Genomic DNA, 24,476 nt, shown 5'->3' on the forward strand with positions numbered 1-24,476 from the left:
GTCAGTCGTCGGCGGGTGTCGGCGTCTCTCCGTCGGCGCCCGTCGCCTCGGCCGCCGTCGCCTCGCCGTCCGTCACGGCACCCGTCACCGGCTCGCTCGGGGGGTCGAGCGTCACCGTCACGACCGACCCACGGGGTTCGTTGTCGTCGAATCGCAGGTCGCCACCGGACCGGTCGACGACCCAGTAGACGAGCCACAGCCCGAGTCCGCTCCCGTGTTCCAGCGAGGTCTCGCGGCCCTTCGTCAGCACGTTCCGTTCCTGTTCCGGGATTCCCGGACCCCCGTCGGCGACGGAGAGGTACACCGTGTCCTCGCCGACGCCGACCGACACGTCGACGATCGGGTCCTCGGAGTCGTCGTGTTTGGCCGCGTTCTCGACGACGTTCTCGACGGCCAACTCCAGTGCGGGGCTGGCCTCCGCGGTCGCCGTCTCCGGCACGTCGGTCCGGACGGTCACGTCCGGGAACTCCGCGGACTGTTCGTCGGCGGTCCGACGGGCGACCTCCGCCACGTCGATCGGCTCCGTCTCGTCGGCGGAGTCGAGTGCGTTCTGGATCTGTCTGGCCTTCTCGGAGAGGGAAGTGAGTTTCCGGCCGGTGTCCGCGATGGTGTCGGCGGCCATCTCCACTTGCTCGTTCTCCGTCATGCTCCCGGCGATGTCGGCGTAGTTGAGGATCACGGACATCTCGTTGCGGAGGTTGTGTCGGATCACGCGGTACAACACCTCCAGGCGCTGTTGTCTGTCGCGGAGCTTCGCCTCGCGGTCGCGGATCCCCTCGGACATGCGGTTGTACCCCTCCGAGATCTCCTCCCACTCCTCCCCGGCGGTGAGGTCGATCTGGTGGTCGTACGCGCCCGACTGGAGCCGCTCGAACGCGTCGACGAGTCGTTCGGCCTGACGCATCGAGGTGTTGTACTGCCAGTAGCCGAAGCCGACGATCGACGAGAGGACGACGAACAGCCCGACCCCCTGTGCGATCCCGAGGAACTGGAGTTGACTGTTCAGGTCGGAGGCGTCGCGCGCGACGTACACCTGCCACCCGGTCGACTCGACGGTCGCCCGTTCCGTGATCTGTGACCCGGTGGCGGTGCCGGCACCGTACACCTGTGTCCCGTCGGCGACGACTCGCACTTCCCGTTCCGAGCCGGCCAGCGGCGTCAGCGGGTTGAAGAAGGACTGGCGGTTGAGCGTCACCGCGGCGACGAACATCCCCTCCATCCGGCCGTCGAGGATGATCGGCGATGCCACCTCGACGAAGTACCGCTGGTTCTCGGCCGCGCCCTCGCGTTCCTCGACGTCCGTCACGCAGGTGGCGCCGGTCTCGACGACACAGCGGTAGTAGTCCGTGTCGGCGGCGCTGGTCCCCTCGTTCTCGCGCAACACGGACTCGGCGATGGCGCCGTCGCTCTCGAAGGCCGTGATCGTCCCGTCCACGTCCACCACCTGCACGGCGAACACGTTCGACTGCGCACTGCGACGGAGGAACTGGTTGGCGAACGGTTCCGGGTTCTCCAGGTCCTCCCGGTCCGCCCGACTCGTCACGTAGCCGACGAGGTTCTTCTTCTCGCGGACGTTCTCCTCGATGCCGCCGGCAGCGAGGTTGGTCGCCCGAGTGAGGTCGTCGCGAACGTCCTCGCGCTGTTGCCCCTTGAAGTACTCCAACCCCCCGTACGTCGCCCCGCTGAGGACGACCGTGACCACCAGCAGGACGATCGCGAGTTTCGTCCGAAGACGCATCGTTCTGTTCGGTCACGGTGGTCCACCGAGTTAGTTCTACTGTCGCGGGTACCCCAGCGGCGAGCTCGCGGACGCGTCCGTCCGGACCGACCCGCAGCTCGCTCGAAACGCGGTCCCGACCACGCAGGATGCCGCGAGAGGACGGCTTATCCGCTCGCGACGCCGAGGTCGGGTGTGAACGGACCCGACGAGACGGTCGACGACACGGTGGACACGAGCGGTGTCGCGGGGCCACACGGCGGACAGCCGGTCGTGCGACGCGGGCCGCCGCTCGCGGAGGCACGGGCGGTCGTGGTCTGTCTCCACGGCCGTGGAGCGACGGCGCAGGGAATCCTCGGCGTGACCGCCGAGTTCGAGACGCCCGGCGTGACGGCGCTCGCACCGGCGGCGGCCGGACGGACGTGGTACCCGCGGCCGTTCACCGCGCCGACGGCGGAGAACCAGCCCCACCTCGACTCGGCGCTGTCGCTGGTCGGGACCGTCGTCTCGACGGCCGTCGACGCCGTCGGGGCCGAGCGGGTCGTGTTGCTCGGCTTCTCGCAGGGCGCCTGTCTGGCGACGGAGTGGGCCGCACGGAACCCGACGCGGTACGGCGGCGTCGTCGGCTTCTCCGGTGGCTTGATCGGCCCGCCGGGGACGGAGTTCGCATACGAGGGGTCGTTCGCGCGCACGGGCGAGGGATCCACAGACGGGTCACCCGACACCACACCGGTGTTCCTCGGCTGTTCGGACGAGGACCCGCACATCCCCGCTTCGCGGGTCCACGAGACCCGAGACGCACTCGCCGCGATGGACGCCGACGTGGACGAACGCCTCTACCCGGGGATGGGCCACGGCGTGAACGAGGAGGAGCTGGCCGCCGCCGCCGAGATCGTCGCGCGGGCGGCCGGAGAGTGAAGCGGATCCCGACCCCACGGGCCGCCATCTCGGACGGCTCAGACCTCGCGCACGTCTTCGACCCCGCTGTCGGTGATCTGGAACTGCGCGCGCTCGCCGGCCGGTTCCGAGCGGTGTTTCTCGACGGTCGCGCGGCGCTTGCCGCCGCGGAACCGTTCGAGCCCGACGACGACGCCGGTCCAGTGTTCGAGGGTGTTCCCGCCGAGCGGGCGCGTCCGGTCGGCGTCCGGGTCGGAGTACACCTGGTTGGTGACGAGCACCGCGAGGTCGTGACGTTTCGCCAGCGAGAGTAGGTGTGTCACCTGGCGGGCGACCTTCCGCAGGGTCTCGCCTTCCCGACCCTCGCCGGTGCGTTCCAGGCGGTAGAACCCCGTCGCGGAGTCGAGGACGATCAACTCGACGCGCTCGGCGAACTCCTCGGCGTCGCGGACGGCCTCCTCTTGTTGCTCGAAGCCGACGGCCTCCGAGACGATCAGCCGTTCCGTCACCGACTCGACGGCCTCGTCGGTGCGTGCCGCCGCGATGTCGCGGAACCGCTCGACCGAGAGGTCCTCGGTGTCGACGTACAGTACGCGCCCGCCGTCGGCGGCGACCTCGACGGCCGTCGTCAACGCGACGTTCGTCTTCCCCGAGGCCGGCGGGCCGTACAACTGCGTCACCACGCCGCGCCCCACGCCGCCACCGAGGACGGCGTCCAGCGCGTCACATCCCGTCGTGAGGGGTTCGGACACGCCACAGAGTGAGGCGGCTCCCCACAAGAACCTTCGCGACCCGAGTCCGCTTCTCGCTCGGAGTCGCCCGGAGGCACCACGGAGCACACCGGAGTGTCAAGTGGTCGTTTGAGTCTCGCGAACCTTCTCGTCGGGAGGGGGTGTACGGCCGCGTGTGACCCGAACACTGTCCACCGTGGTCGTGGCCCTCCTGTTGGTCGTCGCCGGCTGTGCGGGTGCCGGCGGCGGCGACGCCGGTGGTCCCCAGTCGTACGAGGCGTCGAAGGAACGGAGCAGCGGTGCTGCAGGCGACGGAGCGAGCGCGGGTGCGTCCGGCGACGACGGTACGAACGCAGAGGCGACCGGCGGCGAGGTGGGCGCCGAAGACGGCGGTGCGACCGCCCCGGCGATACAGAACCGCGAGTTGATCCGTACCGCCGAACTCACCGTCCGCGTCGAGAGCTTCGACCGCGCCCGGTCGCGGCTGGCGGCGTACGCCCGCTCGACCGGCGGGTTCGTCGGTGACTCGCGGCGCGAGGTCCGCGGGAGCGGCAACGAGACGTGGGTCGTCGGCACCGTCGTCTTGCGTATCCCGGCGTCGAACTACTCCGGTGCGTTGGCGGTCGTCGACGAGACTGGCGAGGTGCGCGCGTCGAGCCAACAGACACGCGACGTGACCGACCAGGTCGTCGACTTGGAGGCGCGACTGGAGAACCTCCGTGCCGAACGTGACCGGCTGCGAGAACTGTACCGGCAGGCGAACGACACAGAGTCGGTGCTGGCGGTCCAGCGAGAACTCTCTCGCGTCCAGCAGGACATCGAGCGCACGGAGGCACAACTCCGCCAACTCGAACGGAGAGTCGCGTTCACGACCATCACCGTGAACCTGGAGGAGCCGCGGCCCGACGATCCGAGTCCGGACCGGCAGGCGTGGTACGAGACGGGCGTCGTCGCGGCGTTCCTCCAGTCCGTCGACGGCGTGGTCGTCACGCTCCGCGCCGGGGTGGTGCTGGCCGCCTACGCCCTCCCGTACCTCCTCGTCGCCGCGGTCCCGCTCGGTGGCGGACTCGTCGCCGCCCGTCGTTACCGGCGGCGGCGCACCGAGAGAGCAGTCGAGACGGCCGAACCCGTCGACGAACCGGGTCACGGTGACGGTGGCAGTGACGACGATGGCATCGACGGTGACACCCCGCCCGATAGCGACGAGCAGCCGTCCGACGACGGTGGCGAGACTGGGGAGGACGACGCCACGAACGACGACACGTCCTGAGCGACGCCCTCGTCGTCGCTCCGTCTCCGAGCGTTCTACCGAGCGAAACGTATTTGAACGTGGTATGCCGAGCCTCTCTCGGGGACGGCCTCTCTCCACACCCACACACACGCTCACCGTCCCCGGCCGCTTCGTACCGAGTCCGCCGAGTCGCGACGTTGCACGTTCCCGTGGGACCCGTGAGTTCGTACACGGCGCCGTCCACACGAGCCGAGAGGGTCTCCGCGAACCGGCCACGACCCTCGACTACAGCGTCTCGGGGAGTGTCTCCTGGAGTGTCGCCAGCCGTTCCTCGGTCGGCGCCGCGAGGAAACAGTCGCCGTCCCACGCCGTCGCCGCGCCGGCCTCCGACGCCAGCAGTGCGCCGGGTGCCTGCTCGCGCTCGTCCGGGTGAACACAGACGACTCCCGCGAGCGACCCACGGGCGAACAGCGTCCAGTCGAGACACGGCGCCCAACTCTCGAGGACGCGCTTCGACCGGTCGGCGAGTCGTTCCCGGACCGTCTCGGCGGCCCGACGCAGGCGCTCGTCGCGTACTGCGTCGATTCCCAACACCAGCGAGACGGTCGAGCGAGCCAGCGGGCGATCGTGGTCCGCCGCGAGTCGTCGCCGCCCGACGTGGGCGCCCTCCCCGCGAACCGCGACGGCACACTCCTCGGGGAGTGGCTCGTACACGGCGGCCGCGAGCAGGTCGCCGTCGGCGGCTCTCCCGTCGGCACCCGTGCCGGTCCGTCCGTCCGCGTCTGAGGCGCGGCGACGAGGTTCGTCCGCGTCGGACGCGAGACGGCGCGCGGTGACCGCGACGGCGAACGCCGGGTGCCCGACGGCGTAGTTGTTCGTCCCGTCGAGCGGGTCGACCAGCCACTCGACGGGGCCACCCGTGATCGGTTCGCGCTCCTCGCTGTCGACCGCGTGCCCGGGGTACCGCTCGCGGATCGTCTCGACCGCTCGTCGTTCGGCACGACGGTCCGCGGCCGCCTTCACGTCGTCTTCCCCGTACGTCGCGTCGACGCCGTCTCTGAACCCGTCCCGTAGCGTGTCGCCCGCGGCCCGCGCCGCCGTCTCGGCCGTCTCGGCCAGCACCGACGGCGCCGGCACTTCGTCGGAGTCGGTCACCCGCGAGAGTGGGTCGCGATCCGGTTTCAACCCTCGGTCGGCGGGAGCCGGCCGGTCCCACCGCGAGGCGACCATTCATGTCGGTCGCCACCCACTCGCGAGCGAATGCCAGACACGGACCTCGACGCGGTGCCGCTGGACGCGTACTACGACCTGACACAGATCTCGGCGGTCGCGCAGTCACCGGACGGCGACCGGGTGGCGTTCGTCACCACGGAGTTCGACCCCGACGCCGACGAGCCCGTCACCTCGTTGTTCGTCGCGCCGACGGACGGGAGTCGTGACCCACACCGCCTGACACGAGTCACGGGCGCGGGGTCACCGCAGTGGAGCCCGAGTGGCGACCGACTCGCCTTCCTCGCCGCACGCGACCGCGACACGGCCGACCGCGTCGGGCGCGAGCGCTACGACGCGGACGCAGACTCGGGCGACACCGACGACGGCGAGGCGGACTCGGACGCCGACGACGAGACGGGGTCGGACGGCCACGACGCCGACGACAGTGACGACCCCGACGGCGGCCCGGACGCGGCCGAGACCGACGACGAGCCGACGCGACAGGTGTGGCTGTTCGACCTCGCGCTCGGGGGCGACGCGCGACAGGTGACCGACTTCGACGAGGGAGCCGGCGAGTTCGACTGGGGGCCCGACGGGGAGCGACTCGTCGTCGCGGCGCGGGACCCGACCGAGGCCGAACGGTCGTACCTCGACGCCCGCGAGGCTGGCGGCCCCGTCGAGACCGAGCGACTCCAGCACAAACTCGACGGCGTCGGCTACCTCGACACCGTCGACACGTACCTCCACGTGGTCGACGTGGCGACGGGGGAGACGGACCGCCTCGACGAGGCGTACGGCGGCGGCGCGTTCGAGGATCTCGCCGGACTCCAGCCCGACTGGGGCTCGCACGGGCGAATCGCGTTCTGTTCGTGTCGCACCGAGCGCCCAGACGACACGCAGGTCGTCGACGTGTACAGCGTCGCGCCGGACGGGAGCGACCTCCGGAAGCTGACGGACTCGACGCTGTCGGCCGCGAACCCGACCTGGTCCCCGAGCGGCGAGGAGTTGGCGTTCGCCGCGAGCGACCCCGAGAACTGGTGTGTGCCGACACAGGTGTACCGCCACGACGGGTCACAGGGTGCCGAGTCGCTGACCGCCGACCTGGATCGCACACTCGCCCGCGGTGCGGACCTCCACTGGGCGGATGAGCGAACGTTGTTCACCCGCATCGGCGACGAGGGGCAGACGCGACTGCTCCGCGTCGAGACGGACGGGACGACGGAGCGCGCCTTCGCGGCGCAGGGCGACGGACGCGCGCTCCAGGGGTTCGACCACGGCGACGAGCGGAGCACGCTCCTCCTGTCACACCCGAGCGACGGCCAGGACGTGTTCGCGGTCGACACCGCGGATCTCGACGCCGGTGGTGACACCGCGGACGCCACCGCGGCTTCACCCGCAGAGCCGGACTCGCTCACGCGCCTGTCGACGGTGAACGAACACCTGACGGGTGACCACCGGATGCCCGAGGCGCGGCGGGTCACCTACGAGAGTGACGGCCACGAGATCGAGGGGATCGTCTACAGCGATCCGGACGTGGCGCTCGACGACGGCGACCACCCGCTCGTGGTCGCGATCCACGGCGGCCCGGTGAGCTACGACGAGCCGGTGTTCTCGTTCGCGCACGCCGCACTCACCTCGCGCGGCTACGTCGTCTTCCGGCCGAACTACCGCGGCGGCTCCTCGTACGGTCGCGACTTCTGTGAGGCGCTGCACGGCCGGTGGGGCACCGTCGAGGTCGACGACATCGTGGCCGGTGTGCGGGACCTGACGGCCCGCGGGTGGGCCGACGGCGACCGGGTGTTCGGCTACGGCTTCTCGTACGGCGGGATCGCACAGGGGTTCCTCGTCACGCAGACGGACGTGTTGACCGCCGCCGCTCCGGAGCACGGGATCTACGACCTCCGCTCTGCGTTCGGGACCGACGACAGTCACACCTGGACGACGATGGAGTACGGGCTCCCGTGGGAGGTGCCCGAGGAGATCGACGCCTCCTCGGCCATCACGGACGCGGGCGAGATCGACACGCCGCTGCTCGTCACCGCCGGTGGCCGCGACTGGCGGTGTCCGCCGAGTCAGTCCGAGCAGCTGTACGTCGCCGCCCGGAAACAGGACGTGCCGGCGCGACTGGTGATCTACGAGGAGGAACACCACGACGTCGGCGACCCCGACCGCGCGATCCACCGCCTGGAGGAGGTGCTGGCGTGGTACGAGCGGTTCGACCCGGCGGTGGAGACGGACGAGGCGGGCGACCCGGGTGACAGACACGAGGTCGTCCACGGAGACTGACGCGGGACTCGACTCCCTGGAACCCGACTCCGTGGAACCCGACTCCCTGGAACCCGACTCCACGAGGTACTCCGGCTCTGCTCACTACCGAGCAGAGCGGTAGTCGCGGATCGAACCCCGAGTAGAAGACACTTGTACCCGGAGACGAGCGGTCGAATCGTGGATCGACGAGCGTTCCTCGCCGCCGCCGGTGTGACGGTGACGGCCGGCTGTTCGCTCCGAGAGTCGTCCGAGGTCGCCTGTCCGTCACACGACGCGGCGGTGACACCGCGTGTGAGAGCCACCGCCGACGCTTCCATCGGGGACACGTCCGGCCACTGGCCGACGCCGGTCGGCCCGGCCGACGGCACCCGCGCTCTCCCCGAGGCGGACTACGGCGATCCCGTCGGCTTCGTGTGGCGCCGCGAGGTCGACGCCCGTCCCGGTGGCCCGACACCGGTCCTCGTCGACGAGACGGTCTACCTCGTCGACGCGGCGAAACGACTCGTCGCGCTGTCGCTGCGAGACGGGCGACTGCTGTGGCGTGACGAGACTGTCGCCGTCGACGGGCCCGTCGCCGCCGGGCGGGAACTGTTGTACCTGCGACGCGACGGGAGCCTCGTCGCGTTCGACCCGGACGACCGGCGCGTCGTCTGGACGTTCGAGCCACCCGGCGACGGTGCGTCGCTCTCGCTGCCGGTACCAGACGGCGAGTTGGTATTCCTCCACGACGACTCGACGGACGAACTGTTCGCACTCGACCAGACCGGCCAGCGAGTGTGGCGGGCGTCGACAACGGTGTGTCCGGCCGTCGGCGAGGGGACGGTCGTCGTCAGGTCGGACGGCGAACTCCGGGCACTCCGTCGAGACACCGGGCGACGGACGTGGCGGCAGCGCGTCGACGGACCAGACGCACACCGACTCGCCGTCCGCGACGGTCGCGTGTTCGGCACCGACAACGGCGTGCTGGCACTCGACCGGCAGACTGGAGCCGAACTGTGGACACACGACCCGGCCGGCGGACGGACGGACCGACCGGCCGTGGGGGCCCAGCAGGTCTACGTCCCGACCGCGCAGTTCCAGTGGTACGGGCGGCGTCTGTACACCTACGATCTCGGAGGCCCCGACCCGACCGCCTGCCGTCGGACCGCGTCGTTCGTCGCCGGCGGTCCCGTCGTCGTGACCGACGACCACGTGGTCGTGGCCGGCGGTGCCGAACAGGACGACGGCTCCACCCGGAACCGTCTCTGGGCGCTCGACCACGACGGTGACCCCGTCTGGCGTGTCGCGGGAACGGACACGGAAGCGCGAGCACTGTGCGCGGGCCGTCGCGCACTCCTGTTCGTCGAGGGCGAACGGATCACCGCGGTCGGCTTCGCAGGGTGAGCGCCGGCTACGACGCGCTGTCCCCGCTTCGAGACGTTCCGGTCCGACCCGTTCCGTCCGATTCGGCTCGTCCGACCGGACTCGCGCCTCGAAGAGCCACTTCCGTCGGAAGACGTCGAAAACCACCTCGTCTTCGGGTGACGACCGAGGCCAGTGAGTTCGGTCGACCCTCGCCACCCTGCCGACGGTCGGCTGGCTGCGGTCCCGCGTCAGACTCGACTGCCGGTCACGTGGCGGCGCGGCGGACGATCACTCGTCGCTGGTTAACTCGCGGACCGACTGATCGAGGTCGGCAGCCATCTCCGTCTGTCGTTCCGTCGCGGCCGCGATCTCGGTGACGGCCTCGGAGATCGTCTCTGCTTTGTCCGCCGCCTCTTCGACCATCGACGCGATCTCCTCCGTGCTCGCGGCTTGGTCGTCCGTCGCACGCGAGACCTCCGCGATCCCGTCGTTGGCTTCGCTGACGGTCGCGACGATCTCCTCGAAGCTCTCCGTGACGCGTTCGACTCGCTCGATCCCGGCTTCGATCCTGTCGGTCGTCTCGACGAGGTTCTCGACGGTCGTCTCCGTCTCCGTCTGGATCTCGCCGACGGTCTCCTCTATGTGTCCGGCCTGCCGCTGTGACTCCTCGGCGAGTTGTTTCACCTCGTCGGCGACGACCGCGAACCCGTCACCCGCCTCACCCGCCCGGGCGGCCTCGATCGAGGCGTTCAACGCGAGCATGTTCGTCTGCTCCGCGATGTCGTCGATCACCTCCACCACCTCGTCGATGTCGTCGACGTGTGACTGGAGCGTCTCCACGTCGTCGGCGACGGTGTCCGCCGAGTCGGCCACCGCGGTCATCACCTCCGCGGCGTCGTCGGCGGCTTCGGTCCCGTCGATCGCGAGTGACTCCGCTCGCGAACTGGTCGTCGCCACCTCGTCGGCCGTCGACGCGATCTCCTCGACGGTCGCCGACAGCGTCGAGACCTCGCTCACGACCGTCTCCGTGGTCTCGGCCTGCTCGCGGGTCAGTCCGTCGATCTCCTGGGCGTTGTCGGAGATCTGCTCGACTGCACTCGAGAGTGCTTCCACGTCCGTCCGAACCGCCTCGAGGTGATCGACCATCGCCGCACCGAGACTGTCGACGGTGTCGACGATTGCGAGGAGGTCCTCGTCCAGCAGCGAGTCGTCGCCGTCGAACGCGACGCGAGCGTCGAACCGGCCGTGTTCGTACGCGACGATCGTCTCGACGACCGCGTCGAACAACTCCTGTAACTCCGTCCGGAAGCGTGCGGAGTCGTGGAGATCTTGGACGATCTCGACGACGCCGACGAGTTCCTCGCCACGGAACACCGGCGTCGCGAGGAACCAGATCTCCGAGCCGGCCAGTGCGCTCGTGTCCTCGTAGACGTACTCGCCGGCCAACAAGGAGTACTCGTCGTCCGGGACGCCGACGCCGTCGTACACGCGGTCGGCGTCGCGGGGTTCTCTGACGACCTTCTCGGCGAGCGTGAGTCGGTCGTCCTCGTCGTAGACGGTCGATCCGGGTGCCTCGTCTCCGATCACGCGATCACGCGGCACGTCGAGCAGGGCCGCGATCTGCTCGTCGTACGCGACGACTCGACCGTCGGCGTCGAGGGCGAACGACGGGAGGTCGAAGGTGTCGAGAACCAACTGGAGTTCGAACTGGTGATCGGTGAGCGACGTTCCGTCGACGGCTCGTCCTGTCGACATACCCACCGGGTGTCTGTCGACCGCTGAAATAGCCACCGCACGGTTCCCCGACGTGTGGAGTCGCCACACCAACGCCACCGGCTCGACTCACGACAGCCCACGTGTGCACGTCGGGGTCGGCGATCAGTATCGAGAACGGGCTCCGTCTCGTCTGTACTACAGAATCAGATCCCGACACAGCGCGTCGAGCCCGTCCTCCGCGACGAGCCGACGCTGACGCGCACTGCCGGACTCGCGGTCGAGCAGGTCGACCAACCCGGTCGCGCCGAGGCGGTCCCGTTCGCGTTCGACGTGGTCCGGCAACGAGACGACACTGTCGCCGTCGCGGTCGACGAAGTTCGCCTCGTGGCCCCACCGCGTCGCGCGCCACTTGTTCTCGTCCAGCAACTCGCGGCGCAGCCCACGGCCGCCGCGGTCGACGGCCGTCTCCCGTGGCGGCGCGGCGGCGGGGTCGGGAGCGCTCGGGTCGGCCTCGTCAGCGTACCGCTCCGCGAGGTCGACGACGAGTGCGTGGACGTACTCCGCGACCGCCGTCACCACGTCCGGGTCGGACTGGCCGTCCGGGACGCGCACCTCGACGGTGCCCAACTCGGTGTGTGGGCGCACGTCGAACCACAACTCCCCGCGGTCGCGGACGCGGTCCAACTCCAGCATCCGGCGCTCGTACCGGCGGAACGACTCGAAGTCGTCGAACCGCGTCGGAACGCCCGTGTTCGGGAGGTTCTCGAAGATCTTCGCCCGCGCGGAGGCGAGCCCGGTGTCGTAGCCGTTCCAGAACGGCGAGTTGGCACACAGTGCCAACAGTGGCGAGAGGAACCACCGTGCCTCGTTGGCGATCCACACCGCCGCGTCGGCGTCGGCGACCCCGACGTGGACGTGGACCCCGGCGGTCGTGTTGCGGTGTTGGGGGTAGTGGATGCGGTCGAGTTGCGACCGGTACCGCGGCTTCTCGGCGTGGTCCAACTCCCGCCACCGCGCCGCCGGGTGGAGGCCGGCACCGGCGATCCGGTAGCCGTCCGCCGCGGCGTGCTCGACCAGCGCCGCCCGCGTCTCGCGGACCTCGCTCTCGATGCGCTCGCTCGTCGGCGACGAGATGGTCGGCGTCTGCGTCTCGATCGTACACTGGAACAGTTCGTGCGAGAGGCGGTCGGCGACCCTGTCCGGAGGCGTCCGGTCGCCGTACACCAGGTCGTCGACACCCGCGACTGGCCGACCGGTCTCGTCGACGACGTAGAACTCCTCTTCGACTCCGAGACTCCCCTGTCGGTCGAACGCCTCCCGCGGGTCCATCGACACGCCGTTCGGCACGCCGTCGGAAATACCCCCCGATGGCGGGTGTCCGTCGCGGACGACCGCCGAGTGGGGAGCCGTTGCGGCCGACGAGAGCGAGACCGACAGCCGGCCGGCGACGGCCTCACCGCCGAACCGACGCAGGTGGATGGATTTTTACCCACCCGGCAGCAACCGGCGCCTATGGCTACCGAAACGGACGAGCACGGGGAGGATCACCACCTCCCGGCCGTCGAGGACTGGCCCCGCGGCTTCGGTGAGGCGTCGTGGTGGCCGTTCGTCACGGCACTGGGCGCCGCCGGACTGTACGTCGGCGCGGCGCTGTTCCTGCTGAGTCGCGGCGACACGAACGTCGTCCCGCCAGTCGCCGGCCCGGCGGTCGTCGTCGGCTCCGTGGGAGCGTTCCTCGTCGGACTGTACGGCTGGCTCTACCACGCCTTCGTCGCGAACTTCTGGGAGCGGGGCGCCAGCGAGCACAGCGCGAACAAACTGCGGTGGGGGATGCTCGCGTTCCTCGGCTCCGAGGTGGCGACGTTCTCGGCCGGGTTCACCTACTTCTTCTTCATCCGGTCGAACCCCGGCGCGTGGCCACCTGGCGAGCTGCCGCCGCTGCTCTCCTCGCTGGTGTTGATCAACACGGCGCTGCTGTTGGTCTCCTCGGGGACGCTCCACCTCGCGCACGGCGCGATCCGGAAGGGGAAGATGGGCCGGTTCAAGGCCTGGCTCGCCGTCACGCTCCTGCTGGGCGTCGTCTTCATCGGCGGCCAGGTGTTGGAGTACTACGAGTTCATCGTCCACAAGGGATTCACCTTCACCGACGGCGTGTTCGCCTCGGCGTTCTACGGGCTGACGGGTCTGCACGGGCTCCACGTCTCGCTGGGTGCGGTCCTGATCGGGATCGTGTTCGTCCGTGCGCTGCGGGGGCAGTACTCCGCGGACCGGCACGTCTCCGTCACCACCGCCTCGATGTACTGGCACTTCGTCGACGCCGTCTGGGTGCTGTTGGTCGTCGTCCTGTACGTCGGCAGCGTCGTCGGCGCCTGAGGACACCCGACGACTCGCGCTTCGACCCGTCTTCCTGCGTTCGTTCGCCCCGAGTCACCAGTCCTCCAGCGAGTGGTCGGTCCCTCGTCGGGACGGGTCACCCGTCCGCGAACCACGTCTCCGGCGACGGGAGGAGACCGCCGACGAACGCGGCGAGCAAGGCGACGTAGCCGAGCAGGCCACCGGCGGCCGACGACAGCAGCCACGTCGCGAGGCGGGCGTCTTCTCCCGCCACCTCGACCGCGAGGGCGGGCACCCCGACGGCGACCGCGCCGGTCCCGACGACTCGTACTCGCCGATCCGCCCACAGTCGTGTCGCGAGATCGGGGAAGCGAGCGAACCCGAGTTCCAGCAGGAGCGCACCACAGACGCCGAGCACGACGGCCGGTGGGTACGAGACTGCGGCGAGCGCCCCCGTGAGTGACCCCCGGAGCCACCACGCCGTCCCGAGGAGACCGGTCGCGGCGACGGCCGCGAGTCCCGCGTCGCGCCGCCGAGAGAGGTCCGGCGTCGTCTCTCTCGACTCCGCGACCCCGGAAGACGCGGACTCGGACCCGGGATCGGGGCCGGACCCGGACCCACTCACGACTCGACCGCGTCGGCGCGCGACCGGTCGGACCCACTCCGCAACGGTGTCACCGGCGACAGCGCCGTCACCCACGTCGCCAACACGAGTGCGCCGACGAACTCCGGCAGCGCCAGTCCCGGCGGGAAGAGAACCTCCTGCGCCCACGCGATCCACGCGACGGCGTGGCCGACGGCCGCGAGTCCGGCGAGTCGACCGGTCGTCCGGTCGCGCCGACAGATCCCGTCGACGGCGAGCGTGGCGGTCACACCGAGGAAGTGCGTCGCGGCGACCGGGAAGTGGAGCGGGTCACCCGAGGGGAACACACCCACCGCGCCGAGCGCGACGGCGGTGATCGCGAACAGTCCACCGCGGAGTCGCCCGCCGATCCCGTCACTCGTCGTCCAGAGCAGCCACGCGAAGGGAAGTGCCAGCAGCCCACCGGCGATCAGGGTCCCGTTGAACAGCAACTCCGTCGGCGGGGTGACACCCAGATCCGAGAAGGCGTTCGTCCGCCAGGAGAACCACGGCGCCACCAGCGTGGCGACGACGATCAGCGTCGGCGTCCCCACCGCCGAAGTGACCCCAGAGATCGCGGCGAGCCGACGCGGCGTCGCGCCGCGAGCGGTGTCACGCGACATCGTCGTCCGAAGCCGTCGTCTCGTCGTCTCCACCGACCGGTTCCGCGTCTCCCACACCCACCGAGTCTCGGTCGCTCGTCCCCACAGGCTCCCCGTCGCCCGCACCGACGGGGGCATCGTTGACGTGTTGGCCCCAGAACCCAGGGTACTTCGTCACCGCCACGTCCCCGAGCACTCGGGTCTGACACGCCAGTCGGAGCCCGTTCTCGGCGTCGTGAGGTGGCACCCGCAGTCGGAGGCGCTCCCGCCGCGACGGGTCCGAGACGGCTCCCGTCACGGCGACCGCACAGGTGCCACAGGAGCCGCGGCCGCGACAGTTCACCCCGTCCGCGGCCCCGTTGTGCGGTGACAGTCCGGCGGCGAGTAACACGTCGCGCAACACGTCACCGCGGTCGCAGGTGACCGACTCCCCACGGAACGTGACGGTCGGCACTCAGGCCACCTCCTGGCGGCGGAGCTTCTCGGCCCGCGAGCGCGCCTGTTCGACGATCGCCGGACGCGCCTCGAAGCCGACCTCGACGTGGTCGCCGTCGTACTCCTCGCGCGTGACGTGGCCGTTGTCGTGGATCCACGACACCAGACTCATCGTCTCGTCGGCCAGCGGCAACAGCAGCCGCTCGCTCGTCCAGTCCGGGAGTTCGTCCTCGATCCGCGCGCGGAGTCGCCCGACGTTGTCGCCCGCTAGCCCGGACACTGTGACGGGGTTCGGCGCCAACGAGGAGAGCGCGTCGCGCTTGCGTCGCAGCTCCTCGTCGTCGACGCGGTCGGTCTTGTTGAACACCGTGACGATGGGTGCCTCGTTGCGCTCGTACAGCGTGTCGTGGGAGGTGACGAGCTTCTCGCGCATCGCCTCCACGGACTCGGAGGCGTCGACGACCAACAACACCAGGTCCGCGTGGTAGACGGACGCCAACGTGGAGTGGAACGAGTCCACGAGCCAGTGTGGGAGATCCGAGATGAACCCGACGGTGTCCGTCAGGAGGATCTCGCGTTTCCCGGTGTCCGCCCGACGGGTCGTCGTGCCGAGCGTGGTGAACAGCCGGTCCTCCGACTCCGCGGTGTCGTCGAGATCCGGGTGCCGGTCGGCGTTCTCGTCGACGTCGAGGTCGGCCGCGAGCCGCCGCAGCAGGGTGGACTTCCCGGCGTTGGTGTAGCCGGCGAGCGCGACCAGATCGAAGCCGGACTCGCGGCGCTGGTCGCGGCGCGTCTCCTCCTGCTCGGCGATCCGGTCGAGTTCGTCGCGGATTCGGGAGATCTGTGCCTTGATGTCCTCCTCGCGGGACTCGTCGTACTCCCCGAGCCCCATGAACCCGGGGCGTTCGTCGCGTTTCGCGAGGCTCGTCTTCGCCTCGGCCCGCGGGAGTTCGTACCGCAGTTCCGCGAGTTCCACCTGGAGCTGTGCCTTCCGCGTCTGGGCGCGCTGGCCGAAGATCTCCAGAATGAGGGTGAACCGGTCGATCACCTCCACACCCTCGGGGAGCTTCTGGCCGACGTTGAACTTCTGGTAGGGGCCGATCTCGTTGTCGCAGATCAGGGCGTCGGCGTCTTCGCGACGGCAGAGCCGCGCGAGTTCCGCGACTTTCCCCTCGCCGAAGTGGAAGGCGGCGTCCTCGGTCCGCTTCTGGGTACGCGTGGCGGCCACGTCGTACCCCGCGGCGTCGGCGAGGCCGACGATCTCCGAGAGGTCCGCGTCGGAGTCGTACCGCTTGGCGACGACGGCCTTCACCTCGACTCACCTCGGCGGTCCAGCGGGGCGATCCCGAGCGTCTCACCCCGACGATCGGCCGACTCCACGGGCGACTCCTCGGCGGACGAGCGCGGTCGCGGTCGTCTCTCCACGGGCGACTCCTCGGCGGACGAGCGCGGTCGCGGTCGTCCGGCCACGGTCGAGCCCCGAGCCGAGCGCGGTCCCGTCCGACCCGGGCACTGTCGGTTCTGTCCGGTCACTTGTCGGGAGAACGTAGCGGACGGTCGGATATAACGGTGGTGCCGTCTCACACGGACCGGAGAGCGGGAGCGACGCCCCCGGTGCCGCGACACGGAGGCGAAGTCGAGTTGTCGTGCGTTTTCTTCGCACGTCTGGATAAAATAATCACTCCGGAGCCTCTCGACTCCGAACGTGCGACTTCCGGTGCCCAAGGTTCATAAGTCGTGGTCGAGAACTGCTGTCGAGAGGTACTTCGACGGACGTGCGACACTCACTCGACACTAGCGGAGCGACCCGGTCGCGGCGGGTCCACGACGACCGCGGCACGGAGTGGCGACCGACGCTCACTGTGGACACGACCACGACCGGCGAGCGACCACCGACACGTTCTCCCGAGGGTGACCTGCCGTGAGCGAGGAGTTCGAGACCGAGACAGACACAGAGACGGAGATCGGCGCGGAGGTAGAGACGGCCGTCGCAGCACGGGCCGCGGTCGAGCGGATGACGGACGGGTTCATCGCCGTCGACAGCGAGTGGCGGGTCACGTACGTCAACGACCGCGCGAGTCACTTCCTCGGTGCCGACAACACGCCCGGCGTCGGGGACGACTTCTGGGCGGCCTTCCCGGAACTGCGGAGTTCGGCGTTCGGTCGCGCCTACGTCGAGGCGATGGAGTCCGGCGATCCGGAGACCGCGGAGGCGTACTACGAGCCGTTGGACGGCTGGTTCGAGGCGCGAGCCTACCCCGACGAGGAGGGCCTGTCGATCTTCTTCCGAGACGTCAGCGACCGCCGGGAACTCGAAGAACGGCTGCGCCGGGAGAACGAACTCCGCGAGCGCGTGTTCGAGACCGCGCCGACCGGCATCCTCGTGATGGACGCCACGGGGACGTTCCAGCGGGGCAACGACCGCGCGCGCGACCTGCTGGGTGTGTGTGACGAGACGTTGACTGGGCTCACTTACGACGACCCCGGCTGGGAGACGTTCGGCGAGGACGGCGAGCCGGTCGAGCGGTACCCGGTCGACGAGGTGTTGGAGACGGACGAGGCGGTCCACCACGTCGAACACGGGCTGGAGCGCGAGGACGGCTCTCGCGTGTGGCTGTCCGTCAGCGTGGCGCCGCTCCACGACGCCGACGGGAACGTGGAGCGACTCGTCGCCGTGATCGACGACCACACGGATCAACGGCGGCTCCAGTCGCGCCTCCGCGAGAGCCACGACTCGCTGCGCCGGCTCTACGAGGTGGCCGGCGACGCCGAGTTGGACTTCGAGGAGAAACTCCGGGAGATTCTCGCCGTCGGCCGCGAGCGGCTGGACTTGGAACTGGGCTTTCTCACGCAGATCGGCGACGACACCCAGACGATCGTGGAGGCGGTCGGCGACCACCACGCGATTCGGTCGGGCAACTCCTGTCCGCTGTCGCAGGCGTACTGCAAGCGGACGATCGACTCCGAGGGGCTGCTCGCGGTGTACGACGCCATCGAAGCCGGGTGGCCCGGGACGGAGCCGTACGAGGTGTTCGAGTTGGGCTCGTACGTCGGCGGGAAGGTCGTCGTCGACGGCGAGCTGTACGGCACGCTGTGTTTCGCCGACGGCGACCCGCGCGGGACGGCGTTCACCGACGCCGAGCAGACGTTCGTCGAGTTGTTGACCCAGTGGGTGAGTTTCGAGTTGGAGCGCCACGAGCGGATCGAGCGGATCGAACGGAAGAACGACCGGCTCGACGAGTTCGCCAGCGTGGTGAGCCACGACCTCCGGAACCCGTTGAACGTCGCCAGCGCCCGCGTCGACATGGCCGCCGACAGCGGTGACACGAGTCACCTGGGCGACGCGAGCGACGCACTCGACCGGATGGCGGCCCTGATCGACGACATGCTGTCGTTGGCTCGCCACGGCGAGGAGGTCGTCGACGCCGAGCCGGTGGAGTTGGAAGACGCCGCGACCGCGGCGTGGGGCGGGCTCGAACGCGCCAGTACCGGCGAGGCGACGCTGGAGGTGGCCGAGTCGGTGCCGACGGTGCGTGGCGACCGGGATCGCGTGATCCAGTTGTTCGAGAAGCTGTTCGGCAACGCCGTCGACCACGGCGGTCCCGACGTGACCGTCACGGTCGGGCCGCTGGTCGACGAGAGCGCAGGCGACGGCGAGAGTAGCTCGGACGAGTCCGATCCCGACGCGTGGTGTGGGTTCTACGTCGCGGACGACGGCCCGGGCGTCCCAGCCGACCGGCGCGACGAGATCTTCGACCACGGCTTCTCGACGGAGGAGAGCGGCACCGGATTCGGCCTCGGGATCGTCGCGGAGATCGTCGAGGCACACGGGTGGGCGGTAGCGGTCACCGAGGGCCGCGACGGCGGTGCGCGCTTCGAAGTGGAGGCGCCGACGTTCACCGTCTTCGAGGACGCCTGAGACGGGGGTCGCTCGGGGGGCACCCGAGACACCGCGATTCTGGAGCGCCCGACTACTCGGACAGCGTCGCGAAGACGAACTCCGTACTGCTGCCGAGCGGGTCCGTCGCGGTGGTGGTCTCGATCTCGTCGAACCCGGCCTCGCGCAGCAGTTCCAGCGTCCGCTCGCGCCCCGGCGTCGAGAAGAACATCCGTCCACCCATCCAGCCACGCCGGACGGTCTCGTAGCGACCGCCGGGCAACGTCGCCAGGAGGACACCGCCCGGCCGGAGCACGCGGGCGAACTCCGCGTACACCGTCGCGTGGTCCTCGCGCGCGACGTGGAAGACGGAGTGGTACGCCGTCACCGCGTCGACCGTGTCCGCACGCAGTGGGAGTGCGAGCATGTCACCCTGGACGAGTCGCGCCGCTGGGACGGTCTCCGCGGCGAGGTCCAGTCCCGCTCGCGAGAAGTCGAGCCCGACGCTCCCGGGCGGGAGGTTCGCGAGCGTCCGCGCGCCGTCCCCACAGCCGGCGTCCAACACGACCGGGTCGGCGGGGAGTCGCGCAAGTAAGTCGTCGATCAGTGCGGCGTCGGAGCCGTCCGGGTCCCGAGCACGTGCGTACTCGGCGGACACCTCGTCCCACGCCGCGCGTACGTCCGAGTGGTCCACACACGGAGGAGGGAGCCGAGCAGATTGAGTCTTGCTCTCGATCCACACGGTCACACGCGGTGTCTCGATCCCGACGCGGTGTCCCGACTTCCACGCTGTGCCCGATCCCAACGCGGTGTCCCGACTTCCACGCTGTGCCCGATCCCAACGCGGTGTCTCGGTTCACGGTCACACACAGCGACGCCCGCCGCGGTCGGTGGGCTCTTGCCGCTCAGTCGCCAACGGCCGGCCGATGGGGAAAGTCAGCGTCGGACTCAACGGCTGGCGGTTCGACGAGGAGGAGATCTTCACCGAGGACGGGGAGTGGCGCGACGTGACTGCGATGCCCGAAGACACCCGGACGCGGCTGGTGCGCCTCCAGACCGTCATCGGGAAGCCGTGTGACGCCTGTTACCTGATCCACGGCGAGGCGGAGAAGTCGTCGTGTAACGTCGCCGAGGTCGTCTACGGCGAGCCGATGGACGAGTTGGTGCTGTGTGGCGACCACGAGGCGGACTTCCTGTTCTGGTTCCGCGAGCGCGGCGGGGAGTCGCTCGCGGGCGAGGAGACGTTCCGCGACGCCTTCCACGAGTGGTTCGACGACGGCGGCCGCGCGCCCGAGGGGTACGGCGGCATCGAACACGTCGAGTCGAACCCCGACGACCTGCCGGACCTGCCGGACCCTCAGGAGGTGTACGACCGCGAGGCGGAACTGCTCGCGGACGAACGCCCCGACTTCGAGCAGGAGGGTGTCAGAGTGATCGAGGACGACGAGGCGGACGGAGAGGAGGCGGCTGCGAGTGGCGCAGCGAGTGTGGAGTCCGACGCCGCCGGTGACGGCGGGTCCGACGAGACCGGAGACGACGACGGTCTCTCGACGGACGACCTCGACCTGAACCGGGAGTACCCCGGCTCGAACTGAGGGAGCGTCGACCCACCCGGTGTGGACGAACGCCGCCGCTCACCAGGTGCCGTGGAAGGTGTCGAACTCGAGATTCTCCAGCGGCTCGTTGCCGACGGCGATCTCGTACTCGCCGGGCGTGAGCATCGGCTTGTGGAACTGCGGGCCGTCGTCGGTGGTGATCCGCGGACAGCCGGTGTTGACGAACGCGTCCATGTCGAAGTTCCGCAGGCGGTCCGGCGTCACCTCGTCCATCGTGATCAGGTAGGCGTCGTCGTTGGCCTCGACGATCTCCTGGGCCTGCTCCCACCGGCCCTGGCCGATCTTGGTACAGAAGATGACCCCCCACTTCTGGGCGTCCATCGCCTTGTGGACGGCGGCGTAGCGCTGTTTCATGAACTGTTCCGTGTCCGCCACCTCGACGACGTTGTTGACCGGGTCCGCGATGACGACCGTCTTCTCGGGGTGTTCCATCGCCAGCCCGAGCGGGTGGAACTTCCCCCCGCCGACGTAGAGGATCTGGTCGGCGTCGACCTCCGCGGAGGCGTAGTTACACCCCAACACCTGCCCCTCGTGGGTGAGTCGTTCGTCGCCACGCCGGGTGTGGACCTCGTATCCACGCTCGGCGAGCCAGTCGTACATGTCGTCGAAGAGGTTCATGTGCTGGGCCGTCGTCACCAGCCCCACGTCCGGGTCGTCGTCGGGGTCTTCGAGCTCCGCCAGCGACTCCTCCATGATGCCGAACGGGTCGACGTTCGAGAACAGCGGGACGTAGAGAATCTTGTCCGACTCCTTCATCGGGGAGTGGCCGAAGTGGACGAACAGGTCCGTCCGCCGCATGAGGTACGTGTCGAGGTCACAGGCGCCGTAACAGGGCTGGCCCGACAGCAGGAACGTCACGTCGTCGGTCAACTCTCGCAGGTCGTCTGCGACCGCCGGCCCGCGTCGCTTCAGTCCCTCGGGGAACTGGAGCCCGACGGTGTCCGCGTCGCGCTCTTCGAGTTCCTCGACGATCCGTTCGAGTTCGTAGTCCCACTCCCGATCGTGTTTCAGCGACAGCCCCGTGTTCCGCAGGTCGCCGTCCGTCCGTCCCTCCGCAGCGGTCCGTTCGCTCATTGCGCGTCGTTGCTACCGCAGCCGGTTAAGCGACCCGTTCCACGGAACCGTTCGGGGGTTCGCGACCCCGACGACGATCCGGGTCGGTGGACATCGCACCGCCTCGCGTCGTCGTCGCACGCCTACCGAGCGCTTATGCGACTGCCGGGAGAGACGCGACCGTGCCCGACAACGCCTTCCACGTGGTGGACGTGTTCGCTCGCGAGCGGTACGCCGGCAACCAGTTGGCCGTCGTCCACGACGCCGCGGCTCTCGACACCGAACAGATGCAGGCGATCACCAGGGAGACGAACTTCTCGGAGTGTACCTTCGTCGTCGGCGAGACGGGGACAGAGACAGAGACGGGGTACGAAGTCCGCATCTTCGACCCCGCGGAGGAGCTCCCGTTCGCCGGCCACCCGACACTGGGGACCGCGGCGGTCCTCCGCGAGCTCGTGGGCGAGGAGACGCCGGACGAGGTCACCCTCCACCTCGGCGTCGGTGACGTGCCGGTCCACGTCGAGTCGACCGCCGACGGCGGCGAGCGGTACTGGATGCGACAGGTGCCGCCGACGTTCCTCGGGACGGTTCCGGACGCGACCGCGGCCGACCTGTTGGGTCTCGACACCGCGGCGCTCCACGACGACCTCCCGGTCGAGCGCGTGACGACCGGGCTGCCGACGCTCGTCGTCCCGCTGGCCTCCGTCGACGCCGTCCGGCGGGCCGAGACGACGGAACCGGCGTACGGGTCGTTCGTCGACGAGTACGGCGGCCACAACGTGCTCTGTGTCGCCGCGGGTGGCGTCGACGGTGGTGACCTCCACGCTCGCGTGTTCGCCGACTGGGCCGGCGTGCCCGAAGACCCAGCCACCGGCTCCTCGAACGGCTGTCTGGCGGCGTACCTCGCGGTCCACGAGGTGTTGGGCGACGAGTGCCCGCGAGCCGTCGTCGAGCAGGGGTACGAACTCGATCGCCCGTCGCGGCTCCACCTGCGTGTCGACGCGAGCGGAGAGACGATCGTGGACCCCGATCCGTCGAGCGACACCGGCTACTACGAGGCGCACGGCACGCCCGGTGACGAGCGGCGCGGCACGGACGCGGGCGTCGAGGCGGCGAACGTCACCGTCGAGGTCGGTGGCCGTGTGGTGCCCGTCGCCGCGGGGCGACTGCTGTGAGCGAACGTGTGTCTCGGAGAGTGAGCGAACGTGTGTCCGGACGCGAGGAGTGATCGGATCGTCGCCAGGGTCGACGCGACGTGCCGAGGGCGACGCGACGTGCCGAGGGCGACGCGACGAGGGGTGAGGCAGACGGGCCGGCCGCGTTCAGTTCTGTGCCTCGCGGACGGTCTCCAGGGCGTCGTCGATCACCATCTCGAACATCTCGTTGGAGGCGCTGATCGTGTCCATCTCGTCGGAGATCTCCGCGATGTTGTCGGCAGACTCCGCGACCATCGAGGCGACCTCCTCGGCGGAGGCCGCCTGTTCGTCCGTGGCACGCGACACCTCCTCGACGCCGTCGGACGCCTCCTGTGTCGCCTCGGCGATCTCCTCTAAGGTCCCGATCATCTCGTCGACGCGGTCGGTCGCGTCACGGATCTCTTCGCTCGCCTGCCGGAGGTTCTCGACGGTGGTCTGGGTGTCGGACTTGATCGAGCCGACGGTCTCCTCGATGTCGTCCGTCTGTGCCTTCGTGCTCTCGGCCAACTCCTTGACCTCGTCGGCGACGACCGCGAACCCGTCGCCCGCCTCACCCGCACGGGCCGCCTCGATGGAGGCGTTCAGCGCGATGATGTTCGTCTGGTCCGCGATGTCGTTGATCACGTCGACCACGTCGTCGATCTCGTCGACCTGCGCCTCGAGTTCGTCCACGTCGTCGACGACAGTCTCGTGTTTCGTCTCGACGGTCTCGATCCGGTCGACCGTGTCCTCGGCCACCTCCACGCCCTCGACGGCGAGCCGTTCCGCGCGGTCGGCCTGCTCGTTGACACGACTCGTCGAGGAGGCGATCTCTTCGGTCGTCGCCGAGAGACTGTCGACCTCGTTGCGCACCGTCCCGACCGCGTCCGACTGGTCCGCGAGGATGTCGTTGACCGTCCCGATCCGGTCGGACATGTCCGAAGCCGACAGTTGCAGGTCTTCGATGGAGTCACCCAACGCCTCGAAGTCGAACTGGTCTGTCGCGCCGGCCTCGTCGTCGGTCTCGGCGTCGGCCTCCGCGCCCTCCGCCTCGTCGTCTGCGGCCGTGTCACTCGGCTCGTCGCCGTCCGACTCTCGGACACCCGGCGCATCTTCCGCCGCCCCGTCCGTCCGCCCCTGTGCGACCACGGCGTGGTGGAGACTGTCGCGTGCCGTCCGGATTGCCGCTCGCACGTCGGCCTCGACTGCACTCGCGGTCTCCTCGTCGACGTCGGCCGCGGCCAGTGTCTCTGCGACGACCGCCTCGAGTGTCGCCGTCTGTAACGCGACGTAGTCGTCGATCCCGCCACCGGACGCGCGCACTCGCTCCCACGCCGCGTCGTAGTCCGGCTCGGCCGTCGTGTACGGCGAGACGACGGCACTGGCGACCGCTCTGTCGTCGGTCTCCGGTCCCTCGGGTGCCCCCGACAACCGCGAGAGGACGGACTGGAGCCGTTCGGTTTCGGCTCGGTTCGCGGCGCGCTCGAGGCTCGACAACGACTCGGCGTAGGCTGCACGCGGGAACGACGACGTCACTGGACTCGCTCCTGTACCTGCTGGCGAACCCTCGCTGTCGGACATACGTGCTGTCACTCTCGGCTGTGGTACTAAAGATGGTTGATTAGATTCTCACTTTCGATAGCTCT

Annotated in this window: 20 protein-coding genes; 8 read left to right on the forward strand and 12 right to left on the reverse strand. The window is 69.6% G+C overall.

The annotated features are described in order from the left end of the window. Position 1 precedes the first annotated feature (1 nt). Entirely contained in the window at positions 2 to 1,738 is a 1,737-nt protein-coding gene (locus tag RYH80_RS02010; RefSeq protein WP_370902182.1) for a sensor histidine kinase, read from the reverse strand. 174 nt (positions 1,739 to 1,912) lie between these two features. Between RYH80_RS02010 and RYH80_RS02015 the strand changes: the two genes are divergently transcribed. Next, a complete protein-coding gene (locus RYH80_RS02015; protein WP_370902183.1) occupies positions 1,913 to 2,635 on the forward strand; it encodes an alpha/beta hydrolase in 723 nt (240 codons plus the stop codon). A 38-nt stretch (positions 2,636 to 2,673) separates the two neighbouring features. Here the strand turns inward: RYH80_RS02015 and radB are convergent, their stop codons facing one another. Next, positions 2,674 to 3,366 (reverse strand): DNA repair and recombination protein RadB, encoded by a 693-nt coding sequence (gene radB, locus RYH80_RS02020; RefSeq protein WP_370902184.1) that lies wholly within the window; start codon positions 3,364 to 3,366, stop codon positions 2,674 to 2,676. Positions 3,367 to 3,520: 154 nt separating this feature from the next. On the opposite strand from radB, the gene RYH80_RS02025 reads away from it, so the two are divergent. Further along, positions 3,521 to 4,615 (forward strand): DUF4349 domain-containing protein, encoded by a 1,095-nt coding sequence (locus RYH80_RS02025; RefSeq protein ID WP_370902185.1) that lies wholly within the window; start codon positions 3,521 to 3,523, stop codon positions 4,613 to 4,615. Positions 4,616 to 4,861: 246 nt separating this feature from the next. On the opposite strand, the gene RYH80_RS02030 is transcribed toward RYH80_RS02025, so the two are convergent. Next, positions 4,862 to 5,731, reverse strand: a complete 870-nt coding sequence (locus RYH80_RS02030) for an inositol monophosphatase family protein (RefSeq protein ID WP_370902186.1) — start codon at positions 5,729 to 5,731, stop codon at positions 4,862 to 4,864. A 105-nt stretch (positions 5,732 to 5,836) separates the two neighbouring features. On the opposite strand from RYH80_RS02030, the gene RYH80_RS02035 reads away from it, so the two are divergent. Beyond that, positions 5,837 to 8,074: a S9 family peptidase gene (locus tag RYH80_RS02035; RefSeq protein WP_370902187.1), complete on the forward strand. Its 2,238-nt coding sequence runs from the start codon at positions 5,837 to 5,839 to the stop codon at positions 8,072 to 8,074. Between the two features lie 159 nt (positions 8,075 to 8,233). Next, on the forward strand, positions 8,234 to 9,439 hold the full coding sequence (locus RYH80_RS02040; protein WP_370902188.1) for an outer membrane protein assembly factor BamB family protein: 1,206 nt from the start codon (positions 8,234 to 8,236) through the stop codon (positions 9,437 to 9,439). A gap of 249 nt (positions 9,440 to 9,688) precedes the next feature. On the opposite strand, the gene RYH80_RS02045 is transcribed toward RYH80_RS02040, so the two are convergent. Continuing rightward, positions 9,689 to 11,155: a methyl-accepting chemotaxis protein gene (locus RYH80_RS02045; protein WP_370902189.1), complete on the reverse strand. Its 1,467-nt coding sequence runs from the start codon at positions 11,153 to 11,155 to the stop codon at positions 9,689 to 9,691. Positions 11,156 to 11,311: 156 nt separating this feature from the next. After that, positions 11,312 to 12,445, reverse strand: a complete 1,134-nt coding sequence (locus tag RYH80_RS02050; protein ID WP_370902190.1) for a glutamate--cysteine ligase — start codon at positions 12,443 to 12,445, stop codon at positions 11,312 to 11,314. 183 nt (positions 12,446 to 12,628) lie between these two features. Here RYH80_RS02050 and RYH80_RS02055 point away from each other — a divergent pair, with 183 nt between their 5' ends. Continuing rightward, on the forward strand, positions 12,629 to 13,489 hold the full coding sequence (locus RYH80_RS02055; RefSeq protein WP_370902191.1) for a cytochrome c oxidase subunit 3: 861 nt from the start codon (positions 12,629 to 12,631) through the stop codon (positions 13,487 to 13,489). A 97-nt stretch (positions 13,490 to 13,586) separates the two neighbouring features. Here RYH80_RS02055 and RYH80_RS02060 read toward each other — a convergent pair whose 3' ends face one another. The 4 genes from RYH80_RS02060 to hflX are packed head-to-tail and all read right to left on the reverse strand — an operon-like array spanning position 13,587 to position 16,421. Then, complete coding sequence (locus tag RYH80_RS02060; RefSeq protein WP_370902192.1) at positions 13,587 to 14,075, reverse strand: hypothetical protein; 489 nt, start codon at positions 14,073 to 14,075, stop codon at positions 13,587 to 13,589. Continuing rightward, the gene (locus tag RYH80_RS02065; RefSeq protein WP_370902193.1) at positions 14,072 to 14,695 is read right to left on the reverse strand and encodes a DUF998 domain-containing protein; all 624 of its coding nucleotides are present in this window, start codon (positions 14,693 to 14,695) and stop codon (positions 14,072 to 14,074) included. The genes RYH80_RS02060 and RYH80_RS02065 overlap by 4 nt, the downstream gene beginning before the upstream one ends. Then, positions 14,685 to 15,128, reverse strand: coding sequence for a 2Fe-2S iron-sulfur cluster-binding protein (locus RYH80_RS02070; protein ID WP_370902194.1), 444 nt, complete (start codon positions 15,126 to 15,128; stop codon positions 14,685 to 14,687). Before RYH80_RS02070 ends, RYH80_RS02065 begins: the two co-directional genes overlap by 11 nt. Continuing rightward, entirely contained in the window at positions 15,129 to 16,421 is a 1,293-nt protein-coding gene (gene hflX / locus RYH80_RS02075; protein ID WP_370902195.1) for a GTPase HflX, read from the reverse strand. A 609-nt stretch (positions 16,422 to 17,030) separates the two neighbouring features. On the opposite strand from hflX, the gene RYH80_RS02080 reads away from it, so the two are divergent. Then, on the forward strand, positions 17,031 to 19,028 hold the full coding sequence (locus tag RYH80_RS02080) for a PAS domain-containing sensor histidine kinase (protein WP_370902196.1): 1,998 nt from the start codon (positions 17,031 to 17,033) through the stop codon (positions 19,026 to 19,028). Between the two features lie 52 nt (positions 19,029 to 19,080). Here RYH80_RS02080 and RYH80_RS02085 read toward each other — a convergent pair whose 3' ends face one another. Further along, positions 19,081 to 19,680 carry a class I SAM-dependent methyltransferase gene (locus RYH80_RS02085; RefSeq protein ID WP_370902197.1) on the reverse strand — a complete coding sequence of 200 codons (600 nt, stop codon included), beginning with the start codon at positions 19,678 to 19,680 and terminating at the stop codon, positions 19,081 to 19,083. 232 nt (positions 19,681 to 19,912) lie between these two features. Here RYH80_RS02085 and RYH80_RS02090 point away from each other — a divergent pair, with 232 nt between their 5' ends. After that, positions 19,913 to 20,581 carry a DUF8114 family protein gene (locus tag RYH80_RS02090; protein WP_370902199.1) on the forward strand — a complete coding sequence of 223 codons (669 nt, stop codon included), beginning with the start codon at positions 19,913 to 19,915 and terminating at the stop codon, positions 20,579 to 20,581. A gap of 39 nt (positions 20,582 to 20,620) precedes the next feature. Here the strand turns inward: RYH80_RS02090 and dph2 are convergent, their stop codons facing one another. Next, positions 20,621 to 21,676, reverse strand: coding sequence for a diphthamide biosynthesis enzyme Dph2 (gene dph2 / locus RYH80_RS02095; RefSeq protein WP_370902200.1), 1,056 nt, complete (start codon positions 21,674 to 21,676; stop codon positions 20,621 to 20,623). A gap of 161 nt (positions 21,677 to 21,837) precedes the next feature. Between dph2 and RYH80_RS02100 the strand changes: the two genes are divergently transcribed. Continuing rightward, positions 21,838 to 22,830 (forward strand): PhzF family phenazine biosynthesis protein, encoded by a 993-nt coding sequence (locus RYH80_RS02100; RefSeq protein ID WP_370902201.1) that lies wholly within the window; start codon positions 21,838 to 21,840, stop codon positions 22,828 to 22,830. 147 nt (positions 22,831 to 22,977) lie between these two features. Here the strand turns inward: RYH80_RS02100 and RYH80_RS02105 are convergent, their stop codons facing one another. Next, entirely contained in the window at positions 22,978 to 24,411 is a 1,434-nt protein-coding gene (locus tag RYH80_RS02105; RefSeq protein WP_370902202.1) for a methyl-accepting chemotaxis protein, read from the reverse strand. Between the last annotated feature and the right edge of the window lie 65 nt (positions 24,412 to 24,476).

This window comes from Halobaculum sp. MBLA0147, assembly GCF_041361345.1.
Taxonomy (GTDB): Archaea; Halobacteriota; Halobacteria; order Halobacteriales; family Haloferacaceae; genus JAHENP01.

Coding starts and splice junctions, on each gene's coding strand:
- RYH80_RS02010 (WP_370902182.1), bottom strand. CDS start 1,738: ATGCGTCTTCGGACGAAACTCGCGATCGTCCTGCTGGTGGTCACGGTC.
- RYH80_RS02035 (WP_370902187.1), top strand. CDS start 5,837: ATGCCAGACACGGACCTCGACGCGGTGCCGCTGGACGCGTACTACGAC.
- RYH80_RS02045 (WP_370902189.1), bottom strand. CDS start 11,155: ATGTCGACAGGACGAGCCGTCGACGGAACGTCGCTCACCGATCACCAG.
- RYH80_RS02050 (WP_370902190.1), bottom strand. CDS start 12,445: ATGGACCCGCGGGAGGCGTTCGACCGACAGGGGAGTCTCGGAGTCGAA.
- RYH80_RS02055 (WP_370902191.1), top strand. CDS start 12,629: ATGGCTACCGAAACGGACGAGCACGGGGAGGATCACCACCTCCCGGCC.
- RYH80_RS02065 (WP_370902193.1), bottom strand. CDS start 14,695: ATGTCGCGTGACACCGCTCGCGGCGCGACGCCGCGTCGGCTCGCCGCG.
- RYH80_RS02090 (WP_370902199.1), top strand. CDS start 19,913: ATGGGGAAAGTCAGCGTCGGACTCAACGGCTGGCGGTTCGACGAGGAG.
- dph2 (WP_370902200.1), bottom strand. CDS start 21,676: ATGAGCGAACGGACCGCTGCGGAGGGACGGACGGACGGCGACCTGCGG.
- RYH80_RS02105 (WP_370902202.1), bottom strand. CDS start 24,411: ATGTCCGACAGCGAGGGTTCGCCAGCAGGTACAGGAGCGAGTCCAGTG.